Annotated in this window: 16 protein-coding genes and 1 riboswitch; of the genes, 3 read left to right on the forward strand and 13 right to left on the reverse strand. The window is 67.9% G+C overall.

Translation table 11 applies throughout. The annotated features are described in order from the left end of the window. Positions 1-8: 8 nt before the first annotated feature. Genes AB4850_RS07635 through tssI form a run of 4 tightly spaced genes read right to left on the reverse strand, consistent with a single transcriptional unit; the run spans position 9 to position 4,816 of the window. Positions 9-473: a DUF1795 domain-containing protein gene (locus AB4850_RS07635; RefSeq protein WP_414439215.1), complete on the reverse strand. Its 465-nt coding sequence runs from the start codon at positions 471-473 to the stop codon at positions 9-11. 47 nt (positions 474-520) lie between these two features. Then, positions 521-952 carry a hypothetical protein gene (locus AB4850_RS07640; protein WP_414439216.1) on the reverse strand — a complete coding sequence of 144 codons (432 nt, stop codon included), beginning with the start codon at positions 950-952 and terminating at the stop codon, positions 521-523. Further along, the gene (locus AB4850_RS07645) at positions 952-1,821 is read right to left on the reverse strand and encodes an ankyrin repeat domain-containing protein (RefSeq protein WP_414439217.1); all 870 of its coding nucleotides are present in this window, start codon (positions 1,819-1,821) and stop codon (positions 952-954) included. The genes AB4850_RS07640 and AB4850_RS07645 overlap by 1 nt, the downstream gene beginning before the upstream one ends. 4 nt (positions 1,822-1,825) lie before the next feature. Then, positions 1,826-4,816, reverse strand: a complete 2,991-nt coding sequence (gene tssI / locus AB4850_RS07650) for a type VI secretion system tip protein TssI/VgrG (RefSeq protein ID WP_414439218.1) — start codon at positions 4,814-4,816, stop codon at positions 1,826-1,828. 413 nt (positions 4,817-5,229) lie between these two features. Here tssI and AB4850_RS07655 point away from each other — a divergent pair, with 413 nt between their 5' ends. Both AB4850_RS07655 and AB4850_RS07660 read left to right on the forward strand, forming a co-directional pair. Next, the gene (locus tag AB4850_RS07655) at positions 5,230-5,472 is read left to right on the forward strand and encodes a hypothetical protein (protein ID WP_414439219.1); all 243 of its coding nucleotides are present in this window, start codon (positions 5,230-5,232) and stop codon (positions 5,470-5,472) included. Between the two features lie 50 nt (positions 5,473-5,522). Continuing rightward, entirely contained in the window at positions 5,523-7,298 is a 1,776-nt protein-coding gene (locus tag AB4850_RS07660) for an ABC transporter transmembrane domain-containing protein (protein WP_414439220.1), read from the forward strand. A 69-nt stretch (positions 7,299-7,367) separates the two neighbouring features. Here AB4850_RS07660 and AB4850_RS07665 read toward each other — a convergent pair whose 3' ends face one another. From AB4850_RS07665 to AB4850_RS07690, 6 genes are all read right to left on the reverse strand, one after another. After that, on the reverse strand, positions 7,368-7,646 hold the full coding sequence (locus AB4850_RS07665) for a DUF3325 family protein (protein ID WP_414439221.1): 279 nt from the start codon (positions 7,644-7,646) through the stop codon (positions 7,368-7,370). Between the two features lie 2 nt (positions 7,647-7,648). Continuing rightward, the gene (locus AB4850_RS07670) at positions 7,649-9,289 is read right to left on the reverse strand and encodes a PepSY-associated TM helix domain-containing protein (protein WP_414439222.1); all 1,641 of its coding nucleotides are present in this window, start codon (positions 9,287-9,289) and stop codon (positions 7,649-7,651) included. After that, positions 9,286-9,585, reverse strand: a complete 300-nt coding sequence (locus AB4850_RS07675) for a DUF3649 domain-containing protein (protein ID WP_414439223.1) — start codon at positions 9,583-9,585, stop codon at positions 9,286-9,288. Before AB4850_RS07675 ends, AB4850_RS07670 begins: the two co-directional genes overlap by 4 nt. A 380-nt stretch (positions 9,586-9,965) precedes the next feature. Beyond that, positions 9,966-10,649, reverse strand: coding sequence for a DUF799 domain-containing protein (locus AB4850_RS07680; protein WP_414439224.1), 684 nt, complete (start codon positions 10,647-10,649; stop codon positions 9,966-9,968). A 12-nt stretch (positions 10,650-10,661) separates the two neighbouring features. Then, a complete protein-coding gene (locus tag AB4850_RS07685; RefSeq protein ID WP_414439225.1) occupies positions 10,662-11,117 on the reverse strand; it encodes a DUF4810 domain-containing protein in 456 nt (151 codons plus the stop codon). Positions 11,118-11,166: 49 nt separating this feature from the next. Beyond that, entirely contained in the window at positions 11,167-11,856 is a 690-nt protein-coding gene (locus tag AB4850_RS07690) for a CsgG/HfaB family protein (RefSeq protein WP_414439226.1), read from the reverse strand. A 658-nt stretch (positions 11,857-12,514) separates the two neighbouring features. Here AB4850_RS07690 and AB4850_RS07695 point away from each other — a divergent pair. Beyond that, entirely contained in the window at positions 12,515-13,894 is a 1,380-nt protein-coding gene (locus tag AB4850_RS07695; protein WP_414439227.1) for an amino acid permease, read from the forward strand. Between the two features lie 112 nt (positions 13,895-14,006). Here AB4850_RS07695 and AB4850_RS07700 read toward each other — a convergent pair whose 3' ends face one another. The 3 genes from AB4850_RS07700 to AB4850_RS07710 form a co-directional block, all read right to left on the reverse strand. After that, positions 14,007-14,516 (reverse strand): 6,7-dimethyl-8-ribityllumazine synthase, encoded by a 510-nt coding sequence (locus AB4850_RS07700; RefSeq protein WP_414439228.1) that lies wholly within the window; start codon positions 14,514-14,516, stop codon positions 14,007-14,009. 71 nt (positions 14,517-14,587) lie between these two features. Continuing rightward, positions 14,588-14,742: riboswitch (FMN riboswitch) on the reverse strand. 125 nt (positions 14,743-14,867) lie between these two features. After that, entirely contained in the window at positions 14,868-15,728 is an 861-nt protein-coding gene (locus AB4850_RS07705; RefSeq protein ID WP_414439229.1) for an ABC transporter permease, read from the reverse strand. Beyond that, on the reverse strand, positions 15,725-16,645 hold the full coding sequence (locus AB4850_RS07710; RefSeq protein ID WP_414439230.1) for an ABC transporter ATP-binding protein: 921 nt from the start codon (positions 16,643-16,645) through the stop codon (positions 15,725-15,727). The genes AB4850_RS07705 and AB4850_RS07710 overlap by 4 nt, the downstream gene beginning before the upstream one ends. Between the last annotated feature and the right edge of the window lie 23 nt (positions 16,646-16,668).

The following is a 16,668-nucleotide window of genomic DNA, read 5'->3' on the forward strand; positions in this document are numbered from 1 at the left end:
TTCGCGGGTCAGGCCTGGGCCGGCGCCGGTGCATCCGGCCGATAGCCGTCGAGCCAGTCGCGCCAGAGTGCGTTGTAGGTGTCGCCGAAGCTCTTCGCGCTCGACGCCGTGAAGATCAGCACGCGCCCCGGCGCGACGATGAACGCCGCCTGCCGCTGGAATACGGTTTTCGCGCCGTTGCGGTAGGCCGTGTCGATTCGCTCGCCTGCGATACCGACCTCCTCCGTGCCGAGCCGCTCCGCCACACGCGCGATCAGGCGATAGCCTTGCAGCCTCGACTTGAGCAAGGCGCTCTGGCGATCGACGTAAGGGCCGAGCGCCTCGCCGTCGTCGAGCCAGTCGCGCGCCACGCTGAGGTTCGGCTGCGCGGCCGTGTCGGCCGGCACGAACAGGTTGGTGGTCCGATCCTCGAAGCCGGCCGGCAACGCGATGCTGCCTTCGTGGATGCGGATGCGGTTGTCGGAATCCGTCATGCAAGCTGCCCGTATGAGAGGGAAATCGAATCGAGCGCACGCGCCGGTCAGTGCGCGGCGGCGCTCCGGCGCAGGCGCAGGCTGCCCAGCAGCAACGCCGCCAGCGCCAGCAGCCACACATAAAAGCCGATCCCGAGGCCGGCGATCGGGGTCGCGGCGGCCTCGTTGAAATACCAGTTCTTCGTGAACAGCGAGCACAGCGCGCACGCCAGCGCGGCGGCGCCGAAACCCGCCGCCCGGCCGTAGCACCGCCGCGCAAGCTGCACGGCCGCCCACACGCAGAGCGGATTGGCCAGCCACGCGGGGTTCAGCGTCAGCAACCCCAACCAGCCCTGCCCGAGCAACGCCAGACCGCTCAGCGAGGGTTCCTTCTCGAAGTACATGGCAGGCAGCAGCAGCGACAGCACGTAGGCCGCCGTGGACGCGCCCAGCACCGCGCGCCGGCCGACGCTCGGCAACGCTTCGATCAGGTCCGCCATCAATCCGCCTGGCCGGCCGGCGTCACGACCTTCTCGCCGCGCGCGCGCATGGCCGCGCGCTGCGCCTTCGGATCGAGCGGCGGCCACGGCGCGCCAGCCGCGACGATCTTGCGGCGGATCTGTTCGATACGCGCGGCGGCCGGCGAATCGGGCGCGGCGTGATTCTTCAGTTCGTTCTGCAGCACCCAGCCATAGGACACGCCCAATTCGCTGGCGAGCTTCGGGTCGGCGCCGTGCGCGAGCAGGTAATCGACGGTGTCCCACTGCTGGATCATGGTCGCCTGGAACAGCGCCGTCTTGCCGAGCGAATCGCGTGCGTTGACGTTTGCCTTGTGCTCGATCAGCAGCGTCAGTTGCGGCAGCAGCTTGTTCTCGGCCACCTCGAACAGCATCGGCGTGTCGCCGTTGTAGAGCCAGTTCGGGTCCAGCCCGCCGTTCAGCAGCACGCGCAGCAGGTTCGGCGTGTCGGCGCGCAGCGCGATTTCGGCGACCGAGCCGCCGTCGGGGCCGAGGCTCGCCTTCGGGTCGGCGCCGTGCTTCAGCAGCACCGAAATGATCTGGTAGCGCGGGCTGGCCGCGTCGTTCTTGACCGGCACGATCTCCTGCACCGCGTACGACAGCAGCGTCACGTGCTTCGCGCCGGGCGCGTTGAGGTCCGTCTTCGGCGCGAGCTGCTGCACGCTGCCGAGGTTGCCGTCGTGAATGGCCTGGGCCAGCGTGAGCTGCTGCCCCGAAAAGAAGGTTTCCGGTGCATAGCGTTGAAAGCCGGTCATGGTGATCCCTTGGGCTTGAGTGGGCCAGCCGAGCGGCAGCGCCGCGCCGATCAGCGCAGCGACGGTGCCGGCGGCAATCGCGTTCTTGTATCGCATCAATTCAATTCGACGTATTCAGATGGGAGGCGAGATTCAATTCGTCCTTCGAAACCTGCTGGCCGAGGCCGTTCGACACCTCGCCCATCAGATGGCGGCCGACGGTGGTCACGCTGGTGCCGTCGAGCGTCACCGGCGTGCCGACCGCCTTCGGCATCAGCGCGGCGGTGCCGTCGCTGATCGGGCCGAGCCGGCCTTCCTGGATGCCCGTCAGGATATCGCCGTCCACGCGATAGGCGGTGATGTTGCTGGCCTGCGCGGTGCCGCCGTATTGCGCGACCGTGCCCGGATCGAGGCCCGCCGCGTTGAACGTGACGGCCGACGAGCCGCTGGCTTCCGAGGCGGCCGAGGCCAGCCCGCCGCCGAGCGAGTGCCCGGTGAAGTCGACGGCCGACGCGGCGCCGGTGGTCTGGATGTCCTTGCCGATCGTGACCGCGTTGCGGTAGTACGGCGAATCGGAGCCCAGGCCCTGCGCGAGATTGTTGCTCATGTCCTCGCCGAACAGTTGCTGGGTGCCCTTGAACGCGATGGTCGGCTTCAGGCTGTTGCCGAACACGTTCGGGTCGGGCGCGTACATCTGCGCGCCGAAGTTGCTGCCGGGCTTTTGCAGGTCGCTCGGCTTGAGGCCGTAGGCCTTCAGCGCCTCGGGATCGTTGCCGATCGCCTTCCAGCCGGTGGGCGGCGGATCGTTCGGGTGATACACGTGATCGGCCAGCTTGGCGAGCTGCTGCGCCTTGAGCGATTCGGCCAGCTTGCCGGCCGCCGCGCGCGTGGCCGGGTCACTGCTGGCCAGGCCCTGCGCGATCATGGCCTGCGCCGCCGCCCATTGCAGCGCCAGCGCCTGCTCGGGCGTCTGCACGCTGCCCTGGTTCAGGTGGATGACGGGGCCGTCGAGATAGATGCCGTTCGCGTTGATCAGGATGGTCGACGGGCCGTGACTCAGCTTGATGCCGTCGGGCGTCATGGTCAGCACGCTGTCGCCCACCCGGTGCTCGATGCCGTCGCTGGCCTGGTGGCTCTGCATGCCGGGGCCGGCCTTGCTGGCGATCGCCTTGGTGTTGATGACGTTCGCCGTGGTGTCGCGGGTCAGCGCGATCGTCTCGGTCATGCCGCCTTCGGCGATCTGCTTGGTTTCGCTGCCCTTGAGCAGCGAGACGGTGCGCGGGCCGGCCTCCACGGTGTGCGTTTCGGCATCCTTGATGACCGTGTTCATGTCCTTCTGCGCATGCAGGAACACTTCCTGGCTGCCGTTCACGTCGGAGAAGCGCAGTTCGTTCGAGCCTTCGCCCTTGTGGGTCTGGCTCTTGATGCCCATGGTCTGGCCGGCCGCGCCGTGGTACGGGTTGCCCTGGTCGCCGTTGAACACGCGCCCGACGATCACCGGGTTGTCCGGGTCGCCCTGGTTGAACGCCACCAGCACTTCCTGGCCGATTCGCGGGATCGCCGCCGCGCCCCAGCCGGCGCCGGCCCACGGCTGCGACACGCGAATCCACATCGAATCGGAGCCGTCGAGCTTGCCGCGCCGGTCCCACAGGAAATGCAGCTTCACGCAACTGCCGTTGGTGTGGATCTGCTCGCCGTCCGGGCCGACCACGATGGCCGATTGGGTGCCCTGGATCAGCGGCTTGGCGGTGACGCGCCGCGCGCGATACGCCACCTTCTGCGGCAGCAGCACGAAGCTGTTGCGGTACGGCAGCCTGGCCGCGTGCTGGGCGTAATCGTTGACCGCCTCGTGGCGCACCTGCAGGATCACGTAGGCCTGGTTGTCGGCGGCCACCGGGTGGCCCGTCACGCTGACGCTGCCGGCCGTGGTCATGCGCCACGCGTAACCCTGCCCCGTGTAGCGCTGCCCCTCCGCTTCCTCGGCCTCGATGGCCTGGAGCGCGTAACGGTCGCCGTCCGCGGCGTGATCGTAGAGCGATTGATGTTCGAAACGCTCGGTGGTGGCGAGCCGGGCGTATTTGAGCGTCGATTCGACCTCGACCATCATCAGCGGTGACGACGGCGTCTGGTGGTTGAAATCGCGATAGGTGATCTTGCCGACGCCGAAATGGCCGCCCTGGTTGAGCTGATCGATGCCGTTGTATTCGCTCGACGCGCTGTCGGCGTACGGCACGCTGGCCAGCCCCTCGATCGGGCGGAACAGGGCGTTGCCGTCGCCGATCGCCAGGATGTGCTTGTCCTTCTCGTAGCGGTGCGTCCAGATCAGCCCCTCCTGCTCCATCAGGCGTGCGCAGAAGTTGTAGTAGGACTCCTGATACATCACCACGTACTCGAGCGGCTTCTGCGCCGAGCGGATGTCGAACGCGAAATCGCTGAAGCCGTGATCGGTGAACACGGTCGACAGGATGTCCTGGGCGGTCTGCTCCTGGAAGATGCGGCAATCGGTCGAGCGCGTCAGGAACCAGAACCACGGCACCACCGACATGTGGTACTGGGTCACGCTGCCCGGGTTGCCGACGCGGTCGAACGACGACACGAAGCCGTCGAAATAGCGCGTCTCGTCGCCGCTCACGGCGGTGGCGGCGGCCAGCAGCGCCTGTTTCGATTGCGGGTCGAACTTGAGCCGGACCTGCTGGCCGATCAGGTCGGCCGGCTTGAGGTCGTTGCGGTGCGAGAGCAGGTCGAGATGCATCTCGGGCAGGCGGTTCACGTGCTCGTCCACCACCGCCACGCTGACCAGCAGCACGTCCTCGCCGAGCGGCGTGTCGAGCGTGACGTAGCGGTTCATCTGGGTGAGCTTCGCCGTGCTGCCCACCGCCTGATTGATCGAATCGGCGATCGCGGCCGGCGGCCGCTGCAGCAGCGAGAAACCGGTTTGCGCCAGTTGCACCGCGCGTTGCACGGTATCGACGTGGCCGGCCAGCGCGGCCACCGGGCCGACTTGACTCGCGATATTGGTGGCAAGCGAACCCGCCAGCCCGCCGAGTCCCGCCGGTGCTCCCTGCGGACTCGCAAAGCTGGACAGGACGCCGCCGAACGGCGCCGTGCTCATGTCTTTCCTTCTTCTCAGGTTCTGCCCCGTAGGACGCCTACGTCCATGGCATCGCAACTTTAGGGGAAAAATGAAAGAAACGGTAAACCTTGAATTGGCGTTTCAATCGATTCGGAAATTTTGACTTCATATTAATAATCATGAACTTAGCCAGGAATAATTTTCCGCTTCAAAAAATCGGAAAATCGCCGTGCAATCAATAGGATTACTACCGATACAGTCGTGAATTGCCGTTTGATGACAAGCTGCCATGCAGCATCGCGATTAACGGAATATCGGCTCGATTAACAAACTTTCAGCGCGAGCCGATTACCCTTCGGCCATCGCGTCACGATATTCGATCGCCGCCACAATATTCGCCGCGCCCGAACGTCATCCCGGCATGACACCCGCCCTCCTGCCGAGAACCGACCATGTTGAGCCTTCATGAGTTGTCGACGCTGCTGCTGATCCACAGCACCCCCGAGCAGATCGACATGACACGCACCGAACTGAGCACCCTGCTCGCGCACCAGTTGGTCGCGCTGAAGCCCGGCGGCGGGGGCCTGAACCTGCCCGCGCTGACCGCCACCGGCCGGCGCCTGCTGGAAGCGGTCGCGCGCCCGCGCGGAAACCGCTACGCTGACGCCCTGCCCGGGAACGACGCCGCGCGCTGAAGCGGCGGCGCCCCCCCACCACGCCCTCGCTGTTTTCACCCAGGATTCTCATGCCGGAAGCCAACCGCCGCGCGCCTCGCGTGGCCCCGCTGCTCGATCTTTTGCCGTTTCTGCGCCGCTACACGGGCCGCTGGGCGCTCGCCTTCCTGGCGCTGGTCGTCTCGGCCGGCGCGACGCTGGTGCTGCCGGTGGCGTTCCGCTTCCTGATCGACCGCGGCTTCGCCAGCGGCGAGCGCACCCATATCGATCGCTATTTCATCGCGCTGTTCGTGGTCTCGCTGATCCTCGCGGCGGCCACGGCGCTGCGCTTCTACTGGGTGTCGTGGCTCGGCGAACGTGTGACGGCCGACCTGCGGCGCGCCGTGTACGACCACGTCACGCGCATGAGCCCGCAGTTCTTCGAAACGACCCAGACCGGCGAAGTGCTGTCGCGCCTGACCACCGACACCACGCTGATCCAGACGGTGGTCGGCACCAGCCTGTCGCTCGGCTTCCGCAACTTCCTGCTGGCGGTGGGCGGCGTGGCGATGCTGGTGACGACCAGCCCGGTGCTGTCGGCCTACATCATCGCGACGCTGGTGGTGGTGGTCGCGCCGATCGTGATGTTCGGGCGGCGCGTGCGCAAGCTGTCGCGGGCCAGCCAGGACAAGGTGGCGAACGCCAGCGCGCTGGCCGGCGAGGTGCTCAACGCGATGCCGACCGTGCAGTCGTACACGCAGGAGCGGCACGAGGCGCAACGCTTCGGCACCGCCGTCGAAACCGCGTTCGACACGGCGCTCACGCGCATCCGCGCCCGCGCGTCGCTGACGGCAGTGGTGATCGTGTTCGTGTTCTCGGCGATCGTGTTCGTGCTGTGGCTCGGCGCGCAGGCCGTGCTGGCCGGGCAGATGACCGCGGGCCAGCTCTCGCAGTTCATCCTCTACGCGGTGTTTACGGCCGGCGCGGTGGGCGCGGTGGCCGAGGTGTGGGGCGACCTGCAACGCGCGGCGGGTGCGGCCGAACGGCTGCTGCAACTGCTGGCCGCGCGCTCGCCGGTGGAAGAAGCGCCCGCCACCGTGGCGCTGCCCGCCGAGGGCGACGGCATCCGCTTCGAGAACGTCGGCTTCGCCTATCCGTCGCGGCCAGGCACTCCGGCGCTCGCGGGCTTCTCGCTCGAGGTGCGGCCCGGCGAACACGTCGCGCTGGTCGGGCCGTCGGGCGCGGGCAAGACCACCCTGTTCCAGTTGCTGCTGCGCTTCTACGATCCGCAATCGGGCCGCATCCTGATCAACGGCGTGCCGACCGGCGACATCGCGCTGGCCGACCTGCGCCAGGCGATCGGCATCGTGTTGCAGGAATCGGTGATCTTCTCGGGCAGCGTGCTCGACAACATCCGCTACGGGATGCCCGACGCCACGCTGGCCCAGGTGAAGCGCGCCGCCGAGATGGCCGCGGCCGCAGGTTTCATCGAGCAATTGCCGGAAGGCTATGACACGTTCCTCGGCGAGCGCGGCGTACGGCTGTCGGGCGGCCAGCGCCAGCGCATCGCGATCGCGCGCGCGATCCTCAAGGATCCGCCGATCCTGCTGCTCGACGAAGCCACCAGCGCGCTCGACGCGGCCAGCGAGCGGTTGGTGCAGACCGCGCTCGACAACGCCGCGCAGAACCGCACCACGCTGGTCATCGCGCACCGGCTCGCCACCGTGCAGCAGGCGGACCGGATCGTCGTGCTCGAACAGGGTGCGATCGTCGCGCAGGGGCGTCACGCGGAGTTGCTGCAGACGTCGCCGCTCTATGCGCAGCTCGCCGCGCTGCAATTCGGCGAGCGCGACGCGTTCAAGTCATGAGCGGGAATGGCCCGCGCGCCGTGGCGCGGGCTCGGTGACACGCGGGACCGGGCGCCCCGCCTCGGCCGCTCAGCGCGCGGCCGACCTTCTTTCGACGGCAATCAGCACGCCGATCACGATGCCGGCCGCGAGGCTCGTCACGCCGCTGTAGGTCGCCAGCCCGATCGCCCAACCGCGCACCGCGACCGTCAGCCACAAGCCGAGCAGCAAACCGGCCCAGCCGGCCCAGCGCAGCGCGCGCGTGGCCGTGGCGGCCAGCGGGCGGCCGAACACCGTGTCTTGATGGCGCTCCATCGCCAGCGCAAGGCAGGCGAATGCGGCCAGACACACCAGAATCATCAGCAGCATGCTCACGGCGTGTCCTCCTTGCGCATCGCCACCGACGCACGCGGCGCGGCGGCCTTGCCGGCCCGGCCCACCGGACGCGGGCGCGCGCGATGACGGCTCGCGCGGATCGCCAGCAGCGCATGCAGCGCCGCGAACGCCCACATCATCAACTGGAAGCCCGTGAACACCCAGTCGCCATCGGCCACGCTGCGCCAGATCGGGCGATCGGTGGTCAGCGCGTTGAGCACCGGCAACAGCGCCAGCAGCGCGGCCGCGAGCCACAGCAGCTCGATCCAGGCGCGCCGCGCCGGGCGCACCAGCCCATACAGGAAGGTCGCGGCCCACACGCCGAAGAACAGGTTGATTTCGGCGTCGGCGCGATGCGCGATGCCGAGCGACAGCAGGCGGTTGCCCCACAGATAGGACGTCATCGCCACCGACAGCCCCGCGATGCTCGCGATATTGAGCCGCTCGACGATCCGGAAGCCGAGATGCGGACGCAGCGGATCGCGCAATTGCTGGCGGCGCTTGACCGTCCACATCACGAGGCCGGTGCCGACCATCGCCGTGCCGGCCAGGCTGACGAGGAAATACAGCCAGCGCAGTTGAAGATCGCTGAAGCGGCCCAGATGCAGCGCGTACAGCACGCCGCGCGTTTCGGCTGCGCCGCCCACCCGGTCGTGCACTTCCAGCAGCTTGCCGGTGGTGCCGCTGAACAACAGGTATTGCGGGCTCGACGACACGCGCCCGCCCTCGGCGCGCGCCACCGCGACGCGCGCGACCGCGTCGCCGGGATTCACCACCGTGACGATGCCCACGCCTTGCTCGCCCCAGCGCGCCTGCGCCACGCGGACCATCGGCTCGACCGGCGCGAGCCTGGCCGGCGTGCCGCTCGGCGTGCCGGGCTGGATGAATGCGCTGATCTGCGAATTGAACGCGGCTTGCAGCTCGGGCGTTTTCAGCGCCATCTGGTTGCCCCAGGGCATGTACATCGTCATCAGCGTGACCAGCCCCGTGTAGGTGATCATCAGATGGAACGGCAGCCCGAACACCGACAGCGCGTTATGCGCATCGAGCCATGAGCGTTGCCCCTTGCCCCAGCGGAACGTGAAAAAGTCCACGAAGATCTTCTTGTGCGTGATCACGCCGCTGACGATCGCCACCAGCATGAACATCGCACACACGCCCGCGATCCAGCGGCCCCAGACCGGGGACATGTAGAAGAACTGGAAATGAAACCGATAGAAGAATTCGCCGCCGAGCGTGTCGCGGGCCTGGGTGACCCGGCCGGTGACGGGATCGAACGCGGCCTCGCCGAAGAAGCGGCCCTTGCCCATCTCGGCCGGCGTCAGGCGCCAGAACGTGCCGGCCACGTTGCTGCGGTCGGTCGGCAGCGTGATGCCCCACTGCGTGCTTTGCGGCGCCAGCGTGCCGAGTTGCGCCACCACGCGCGCCGCCACCTCGGCCGGGTCGGGCGTGCGCTGCTGGTGCGTCAACTCGGGGCGCATCCACTGCGAGATTTCGTCCTTGAAGTAGCTGACGGTGCCGGTCAGGAACATCGCGTAGAGGATCCAGCCGCACAACAGGCCGGCCCAGGTGTGCAGATCCGACATGCTCTGGCGCACGCCGCGCGGCTTCGGCGCTTGAACGGGCGTGGCGCTCATGGGGCGATCGCTCCGGTAGACACCAGCACGGCAGCCAGCGCCAGCGGCGCGGCGGCGGCCAGCAGCCCGGCCCAGGCGCGCGTCGCGCTGCGGGCCAGGAACACCCAGATCACGGCGCCGGTATAGAACACGAAGCTGGCCAGCATGCCGGTCATGACGGCTTGCGGGCGCGCCATCGGCAGCGCCAGCGCGGCCACGCTGGCCAGCGCGCCGAGCGCGTAGCCGCCGCCGATCGCGCACACGATGCGCGAGATCAGCGGCCCGACCCGCCGGCAGCGGTCGAATACGGCGCTCATGCGGCCGGCGCCGCGCTCGCGGCGGTCAGGGTCGGACGATTCTTCAACAGGTTCTCCATCAACATCCCGCAGGCGGGCAGCGGCTTGGGGCGGCAGCTCGCCTGAACTGCTTGCGCGACGGCTCGGCGTTGCGCGGTTAGGCGGGTTCGCGGCGCGGCCGGCAAATGAGTCGGGGCCGGGTTGGGCGCGGCGAACGAAGTCGCGATCATACCGCCCTGCGGGGGCGGTTCTCGATGGGGTGACACGCGAGGCGGGGAAACGGGACAGCGGGGGGAGAAGAAATGTGTAACGGCGAGCGCGACCTTCGAAAAGCCGCGCCCACCGGGGCCGGCGGACGCGGCCGGGCGCGGGCCCCTGGCCTCGTCGCGGATACGCCGGCTTCAGTCGGTCCCGAATTTCGGCGAATGCGGGCCATACAACAGCCCGTTGGGCGTGCCCGCCGACAGCAGCTTGTCGTTGGTCAGCCTGGCCACATCGATGCTCTCGTCGCTCACCGTCTTGGCCACGTGCTTGACGGCCGTCGCGGCGAGGCTCACGAACAAGCCGACCATTCCCCCGCCTTGAACGCCGCCGTTGATGCCACCCAGCTCCTTGTCGGTCGCGCTCTTCGAACCGGTCCACAACACGTCGCCGGTACGCAGGTCGACGAGCTTGGCATCGACCGACACGATCGTGCTGCTGTCGATCACTTGATAAACCGTGCCGTAGCGCGTGACCTTCATGTACAGCGCCGCGTCTGCGCCGAAGATCTCGCGCAGCTTGGCCGGCGCCACCTCGGCGATGTCGTTGGGCGTGGTCAGGCCGTTGTACTTGAAGGTTTCCTCCATCGCGCCGACCGGCACCACGTAGTAGCCCGACTCCGCGAGCGGCAACGTCACGCCGGACAGCACGCCGATGCTGGCCTTCACGTCATTCGTGTTGTTGACGGGCGGCAGCACCAGGATCGAGCGCGGCTGGCTGCGTTTGAACGCCGTGTAGTCGAGCTGTTTGACGGGCGCCGCGCAGGCGCCGAGCGTCGCCAGCAACGCGACGGCGAGCAACTTGAACGAAATGCGTTGGAACATGGGTCTCTCGCGTCAGTGGGTGGCGGTCGGGGCGGTGGGCGCGGCCAGGCCGGCCGGTTCGGGGGCGACGCTGGCCGCGGCCGTCGTGTCGCTGGCCGGCGCCTTGCCGGCGGATTTCTTCATCAGGAAATCCATGTACGGCGCCGCTTCGGGAAAGCTGTCCTTCTCGGCCTGGAACGCCTGCATCGCCTGTTCGCCGTTGCCGAGTTCGGCGTACAGCACGCCGAGTTGCGCCTCGAAGCCCGGCGGCGGCCGATGGCCGTGGGCGCGGATGTCCTGCAGCGCCTTTTCGAGCGCGTCGAGTTGCTGCTGCGGGGATTTTTCGGCCTTGAAGTAGTCGTAGACGCCGCGCTGGTATCCGGTCCACTGGTAAAGCGGCGGAGTTTTCGGCGCGGCGCAGCCGGCCAGCAAGACGCAGGTCGCGGCCAGCGAGAGGCCGGCGCGGCGGGTCAGGAGGATGGTCTTCATCGTCGTGTGTGGTTTTTGGGTAAAACGCGGGATGGCCGGTTCGTCCGGCTTACTTGTTGTTGGCGTTCAGCGCACCGGCGTCCACCTGGGAAACCAGGTGTTCGACCGCTTCCTGAATCGCCAGGTCGAGCACCTTGCCGTTGAGCGTCGAGTCGTAGCTCGCGGTGCCGCCGAAGCCGATCACCTCGCGGCTCGACAGGCTGAATTCGCCGGCGCCCTGGCTCGACAGCACGACTTCGGACGTGCTGGTGTCCACGATGTTCAGGCTGACCTTGGCGTAGGCCACCTGTTGCCGGCCGCTGCCGAGAATGCCGAACAGCTCGTGGTCGCCCACTTCCTTGCGGCCGAACTCGGTCACGTCGCCGGTCACCACGTAGTGCGCGCCCTTCACGGCCTGCTTCTGCTTGAGGAACGCCGCTTCCTGGCGGATCTCGTCGAGGTTGTCGCGGTCGAGCACGCTGAAGCGGCGGCTTTGCTGGAGGTGCGTGATCAGGATCGTCTTGGCCTGGCCTCCGAGCCGGTCGACGCCGTCCGAGAAAATGCCGCGCAGGTAGCTGGAGCGGTTGTCGAACTTGCCGACCGAAATGGCGACCGGCTTGCCGGCGAACGGCACCTGCGCGCTGGGCGTCGGCGCGACGGTCAACGTGCGCGACGATTCGGTGGCGCAAGCCGCCAGGCCGAGCGCCAGCGCGGCGGCCACGAACGCGGTGCGTCCGGTGGAACGAACGTGTGAGTTCATCGAGAAATCCTCTTCAGGTCAAAAAAAGTGATGAAGCAACGGCGGGCATGACGCAAGACGTCATGCCGCCCATCGCCGTGACGGCCATCACCCGCGCCGCGACCGGGCAAGCCGGCAGCGGCGACAGCCGTGGCTCACGGCAATCGGGTCAACGGTGGCGCCAGGCGAGCGAATGTCGTTGCAGGGCGTTCGCGCTGCGCAAGCGATCGGGGTGGCCTGGCGTACCGTGTAAAGGCAGACGACGCGCGGCGTGAAACCGCGGCGGCGGTGCGCCGGCGGCGTGGCGCCGGGCGCCAATGCGGTGCGATCCCGGCGGGATCTCGCGGGGAGGTGCCATCGGGAACGCGGCCCCGGTCCGATGGCGAATCTGGTCTTTCATCGTTGTCTTTTTTACGATTTTCTCTCGGCGTGAAAATTACCATCAAACGCCCGCCATTGGGGTCGCATGACGCTAACTCGCCACAGCCTCCACGAAAATCGGGAAATGCCGATTGCGCCGACGCCCGCCAGCCAGTCCGACAGGCGCGGCGTTTTGCGTGGCCCTCTTTATCCCTCCCGACCGTATTGGTATGATGTTTCGCGCCCCAACCTGACTAGACAACTCGGGCGCAGTAGCCCGGCCTCGATGCCGGGCCGCCATACTCATCTCGGAGACACGATGAAGCCACTGCAACGCCATCTCGGCGCGCGCCACATCCGCTTTCTCGCCCTCGGTTCGGCCATCGGCACCGGCCTGTTCTACGGTTCCGCCTCGGCCATCAAGCTGGCCGGCCCGGCCGTGATCCTCGCTTACCTGATCGGCGGCGCGGCCGTGTACATGGTCATGCGCGCGCTCGGCGAAATGGCCGTGCGCGAACCGGTGGCGGGCTCGTTCGGCTATTACGCGAGCGAAAACCTCGGCCCGTTCGCGGGCTTCGTCACGGGCTGGACGTATACGCTCGAAATGGTGATCGTGGCGATCGCCGACGTGACCGCGTTCGGCATCTACATGGGCTTCTGGTTTCCGGACGTGCCGCAATGGCTCTGGGTGCTGGCGATCGTCGCGATCATCTGCGGGCTGAACCTCTGCCAGGTCAAGGTGTTCGGCGAGCTGGAGTTCTGGCTGTCGATCGTCAAGGTGGCCGCGATCGGCGCGATGATCGTCGGCGGCGTGGCGATCATCGCGATCGGCATGCATCTGGGCAGCGCGAACGAAGCCGCGCCGTCGCTCTCCAACCTGTGGTCGCACGGCGGCTTCCTGCCGAACGGCTGGGGCGGGCTGGTGGCGTCGCTGTCGGTGGTGATCTTCGCCTACGGCGGCATCGAGGTGATCGGCATGAGCGCCGGCGAGGCCAGGAATCCCGAGCAGGTGATCCCGCGCGCGATCAACGCCGTGCCGGCGCGCATCCTGCTGTTCTACGTGCTGACGATGGTGGTGCTGATGTCGATCTTCCCGTGGACGCAGATCGGCACCCAGGGCAGCCCGTTCGTCGAGATCTTCAGCGCGCTCGGCGTGAAATCGGCGGCCGGCATCCTGAACGTGGTGGTGATCACGGCGGCCATCTCGGCAATCAACAGCGACATCTTCGGCGCGGGCCGCATGATGTACGGCATGGCGCAGCAAGGCCACGCGCCGCGCGTGCTGGGCGCCACCTCGCGCCAGGGCGTGCCCTGGGTCACGGTGCTGGTGATGGCCGCCGCGCTGCTGGTCGGCGTGGTGCTGAACTACCTGGCGCCGAAGCAGGTGTTCCAAACGGTGGCGGCAATCGCGACGTTCGCGACCGTGTGGGTCTGGCTGATGATCCTCGCGTCGCAGGTCGCGATGCGCCGCCGCCTGCCGCGCGCCGAGATCGACGCGCTGGCGTTTCGCGTGCCGCTGTGGCCAGTCGGCCCCGCGCTGGCGATCGCGTTCATGGTGTTCGTGGTGGCGATGCTCGGCTGGTTCGAGGACACGCGCGTGGCGCTCTATGCCGGAATCGGGTGGCTCGTGTGGCTGGCCGTGATCTACCGGCAGCGCCACCGCTGGGGCGGCGCGCTCTGGCGGCGCAGCGAAGGCTGAAGCACCGGCGCAAGCATGAGCGCCGGCGCCAAAACGAACGGGGAAGCCGAAGCTTCCCCGTTTTGCGTTCCGTCAGGCGGCGAGCGATGCGCGGCGCGCGGCCGCGCCCGCTTCAGGCGGCCTGCTTGATCGGCGCGCTGGCCGTTTCACCGCGCAGCGCGGCAACCTTCGCGATGGTATCGGCGCAGGCGTGGGCCAGTTCCTTGCCCTTCACGACGAAGTGCTCGTGGAAGAACGAGGTGTGCTCGTGCGAGCCGTGATGGAAGTGATGCGGCGTCAGCACGGCGGTCAGCACCACCGTTTCGGTTTCGAGCTGCACCTGCATCAGGCCCGAGATCACCGATTGCGCGACGAATTCGTGGCGATAGATGCCGCCGTCGACCACCAGGCCGGCGCAGGCGATGGCCGCGTACTTGCCCGTCTTCGCGAGCAGCTTGGCGTGCAGCGGAATTTCGAACGCGCCCGCCACTTCGAAGAAATCGATATCCGACTCGGCAATGCCGGCGTTCGCGAGCGAGGCGACGAACGAGGTCTTGCACTGGTCGACGATGTCCTTGTGCCAGCACGACTGGACGAAGGCGATCCGACGGGGGGATGGGGAAGTGGAGTGAAGCTGAGTCATCGACAGGTCCTGTGTTTGCGTTGAATGGGGCGCACAGGGCCACACCGCACGCATTGCGCGCGCGGCAAAAACCCCGCTCTCTCTCATCCGGACTATGACCGTCGGCCCCGGAATCACACCGGGTCGGCAGGCATCGCGCAGGCAGGCCTGCGTGAGCTGTTCGCGGGCTACGCGCCGAAGCGCGATTACCGCCGGTGGGGAATTTCGCCCCGCCCTGAGAACGTTGCGACGCGTTTGACGCGCCGCGGCGAAAATCTACCATAAGTGACGCGGCGTCGCTGTCGAGCGGCCGAAAAACCGTACCGCCCGCAGTGTCATCGCGCGCCGACATTCAGGCCGGCGTCGGGCCCCTCAGGCGCGCCAGCGGCGCACCGTCAAACGTTCGAGCGTATCGAACACCAGGTGCTCGACCAGCAGGCCGATCACGATCACGGCCGCCAGCCCGGCGAACACGCGATCCGTATACAGCTCGTTGCGGTTCTGGAAGATGTACCAGCCCAGCCCGCCCTGCCCCGCGCTCGCGCCGAACACCAGTTCGGCCGCGATCAGCGTGCGCCAGGCAAACGCCCAGCCCACCCGCAGCCCCGACAGGATCGACGGCAGCGCCGCCGGCACCAGGATCAGCCAGACGAAGCGCAGCCCGCGCAGGCCGTAGTTGCGGCCCGCCATGCGCAGCGTGTCGGGCACGCCGAGAAAACCCGTGTACATGTTCAGCGCGAGCGGCCAGAGCACCGAATGGATCAGCACGAACAGCAGGCTGCCGGTGCCCAGGCCGAACCACAGCAGCGCGATCGGCAGCAAGGCGATCGACGGCAGCGGGTTGAACATGGCGGTGAGCATCGACAGCAAATCGCGACCGAACCGTGTGGAAACCGCCACCGAGGTCAGCGCGAACGCCAGCACGGCACCGATCGCATAACCGCGCAGCAGCACCGACAGCGAGATGCCGGTCTTCACCAGCAGTTCGCCCGACGCGATGCCCTCCACGAAGGCGCGCGCCGTGGCCACGAAGGTCGGCACCAGCAGGTCGTTGTCGACCACCCGCGCCACGATCTCCCAGGCGGCGATCAGCACCAGCGCGATCAGCACGCGGCGCAGGCCGCTCGAATCGAGCAGGCGCGCCACGAGCGGCGCCCGTGCGGCCAGCACGCCCTGGTCGGGCGCTTCCAGCGTCAGTTCGTATTCGGGGCGGGACGGAAGCGGCGTGCTCATGCTTGAGCCTCCTCGGTGCGGGCGGCGTGCGGGTTGCCGGGCACGTCGGGCGTCTCGAACAGCAGCCGGTGAATGCGCGCCACGCTTTGCTGGAAATCGTCGCTGCCGATGCTGTCGAGCGCGAATCGCTCGCTGTTCATTTCGGCGCGCACGCGGCCCGGATGCGGCGACAGCAGCAGGATGCGATTGCCGACCACCAGCGCTTCCTCGATCGAATGCGTGACGAACAGCAGCGTGAAGCGCGCGTCGTCCCACAGGCGCAGCAGTTCCTCTTGCATCTTGCGGCGCGTGAGCGCGTCGAGCGCGGCGAACGGCTCGTCCATCAGCAGCACGCGCGGCTGCATGGCCAGCGCGCGAGCGATCGCCACGCGCTGCTTCATGCCGCCCGACAGCGTATGCGGATAGGCTTTCGCGAACGCCGACAAGCCCACCTTGTCGAGATAATGAAGCGCGCGCTCGTTGGCCTCATTGCGCGACAGCCGGCGCGCGACGCGCAGCGGGAACGCCACGTTCTCGAGCACCGTCTTCCACGGCGGCAGTTGATCGAATTCCTGGAACACCGCCACGCGGTCGGCGCCCGGCCCCGCGATGGCGCGGCCGTCGAGCGCGATGCTGCCCGCCGCCGGTTCGACAAAACCGGCTACCGCCTTCAGCAGCGTCGATTTCCCGCAGCCGGACGGCCCGAGCAGCACGAAGCGGTCGCCGTGGTCGACCTTGAAGCTCACGCGCTGGGTGGCGCGCACGATGCGCTCGCCGGTGCGGTATTCGAGCGTGACGCGATCGACCGACAACAGCGGCGCGGCGTGGCCGGCCTGCTCCGCACCGCGTTCGCCGCGCGTGCCGGCGCGGGGCGCGGATTCGACGCCGGTTCCGCTGCGCGCGACATGCGGCGCAGGCCATGCGTTCGACAGATTCATGCTCGACCTCGACAATGCGACAG

The sequence above is a fragment of the Burkholderia sp. 22PA0106 genome, assembly GCF_047497155.1.
GTDB lineage: Bacteria > Pseudomonadota > Gammaproteobacteria > Burkholderiales > Burkholderiaceae > Burkholderia.

Excerpts from the sequence above, each read along its gene's own strand:
- AB4850_RS07635 (WP_414439215.1), bottom strand. The coding sequence starts at position 473 with ATGACGGATTCCGACAACCGCATCCGCATCCACGAAGGCAGCATCGCG.
- AB4850_RS07640 (WP_414439216.1), bottom strand. The coding sequence starts at position 952 with ATGGCGGACCTGATCGAAGCGTTGCCGAGCGTCGGCCGGCGCGCGGTG.
- AB4850_RS07645 (WP_414439217.1), bottom strand. The coding sequence starts at position 1,821 with ATGCGATACAAGAACGCGATTGCCGCCGGCACCGTCGCTGCGCTGATC.
- tssI (WP_414439218.1), bottom strand. The coding sequence starts at position 4,816 with ATGAGCACGGCGCCGTTCGGCGGCGTCCTGTCCAGCTTTGCGAGTCCG.
- AB4850_RS07655 (WP_414439219.1), top strand. The coding sequence starts at position 5,230 with ATGTTGAGCCTTCATGAGTTGTCGACGCTGCTGCTGATCCACAGCACC.
- AB4850_RS07660 (WP_414439220.1), top strand. The coding sequence starts at position 5,523 with ATGCCGGAAGCCAACCGCCGCGCGCCTCGCGTGGCCCCGCTGCTCGAT.
- AB4850_RS07665 (WP_414439221.1), bottom strand. The coding sequence starts at position 7,646 with ATGCTGCTGATGATTCTGGTGTGTCTGGCCGCATTCGCCTGCCTTGCG.
- AB4850_RS07670 (WP_414439222.1), bottom strand. The coding sequence starts at position 9,289 with ATGAGCGCCACGCCCGTTCAAGCGCCGAAGCCGCGCGGCGTGCGCCAG.
- AB4850_RS07675 (WP_414439223.1), bottom strand. The coding sequence starts at position 9,585 with ATGAGCGCCGTATTCGACCGCTGCCGGCGGGTCGGGCCGCTGATCTCG.
- AB4850_RS07680 (WP_414439224.1), bottom strand. The coding sequence starts at position 10,649 with ATGTTCCAACGCATTTCGTTCAAGTTGCTCGCCGTCGCGTTGCTGGCG.
- AB4850_RS07685 (WP_414439225.1), bottom strand. The coding sequence starts at position 11,117 with ATGAAGACCATCCTCCTGACCCGCCGCGCCGGCCTCTCGCTGGCCGCG.
- AB4850_RS07690 (WP_414439226.1), bottom strand. The coding sequence starts at position 11,856 with ATGAACTCACACGTTCGTTCCACCGGACGCACCGCGTTCGTGGCCGCC.
- AB4850_RS07695 (WP_414439227.1), top strand. The coding sequence starts at position 12,515 with ATGAAGCCACTGCAACGCCATCTCGGCGCGCGCCACATCCGCTTTCTC.
- AB4850_RS07700 (WP_414439228.1), bottom strand. The coding sequence starts at position 14,516 with ATGACTCAGCTTCACTCCACTTCCCCATCCCCCCGTCGGATCGCCTTC.
- AB4850_RS07705 (WP_414439229.1), bottom strand. The coding sequence starts at position 15,728 with ATGAGCACGCCGCTTCCGTCCCGCCCCGAATACGAACTGACGCTGGAA.
- AB4850_RS07710 (WP_414439230.1), bottom strand. The coding sequence starts at position 16,645 with ATGAATCTGTCGAACGCATGGCCTGCGCCGCATGTCGCGCGCAGCGGA.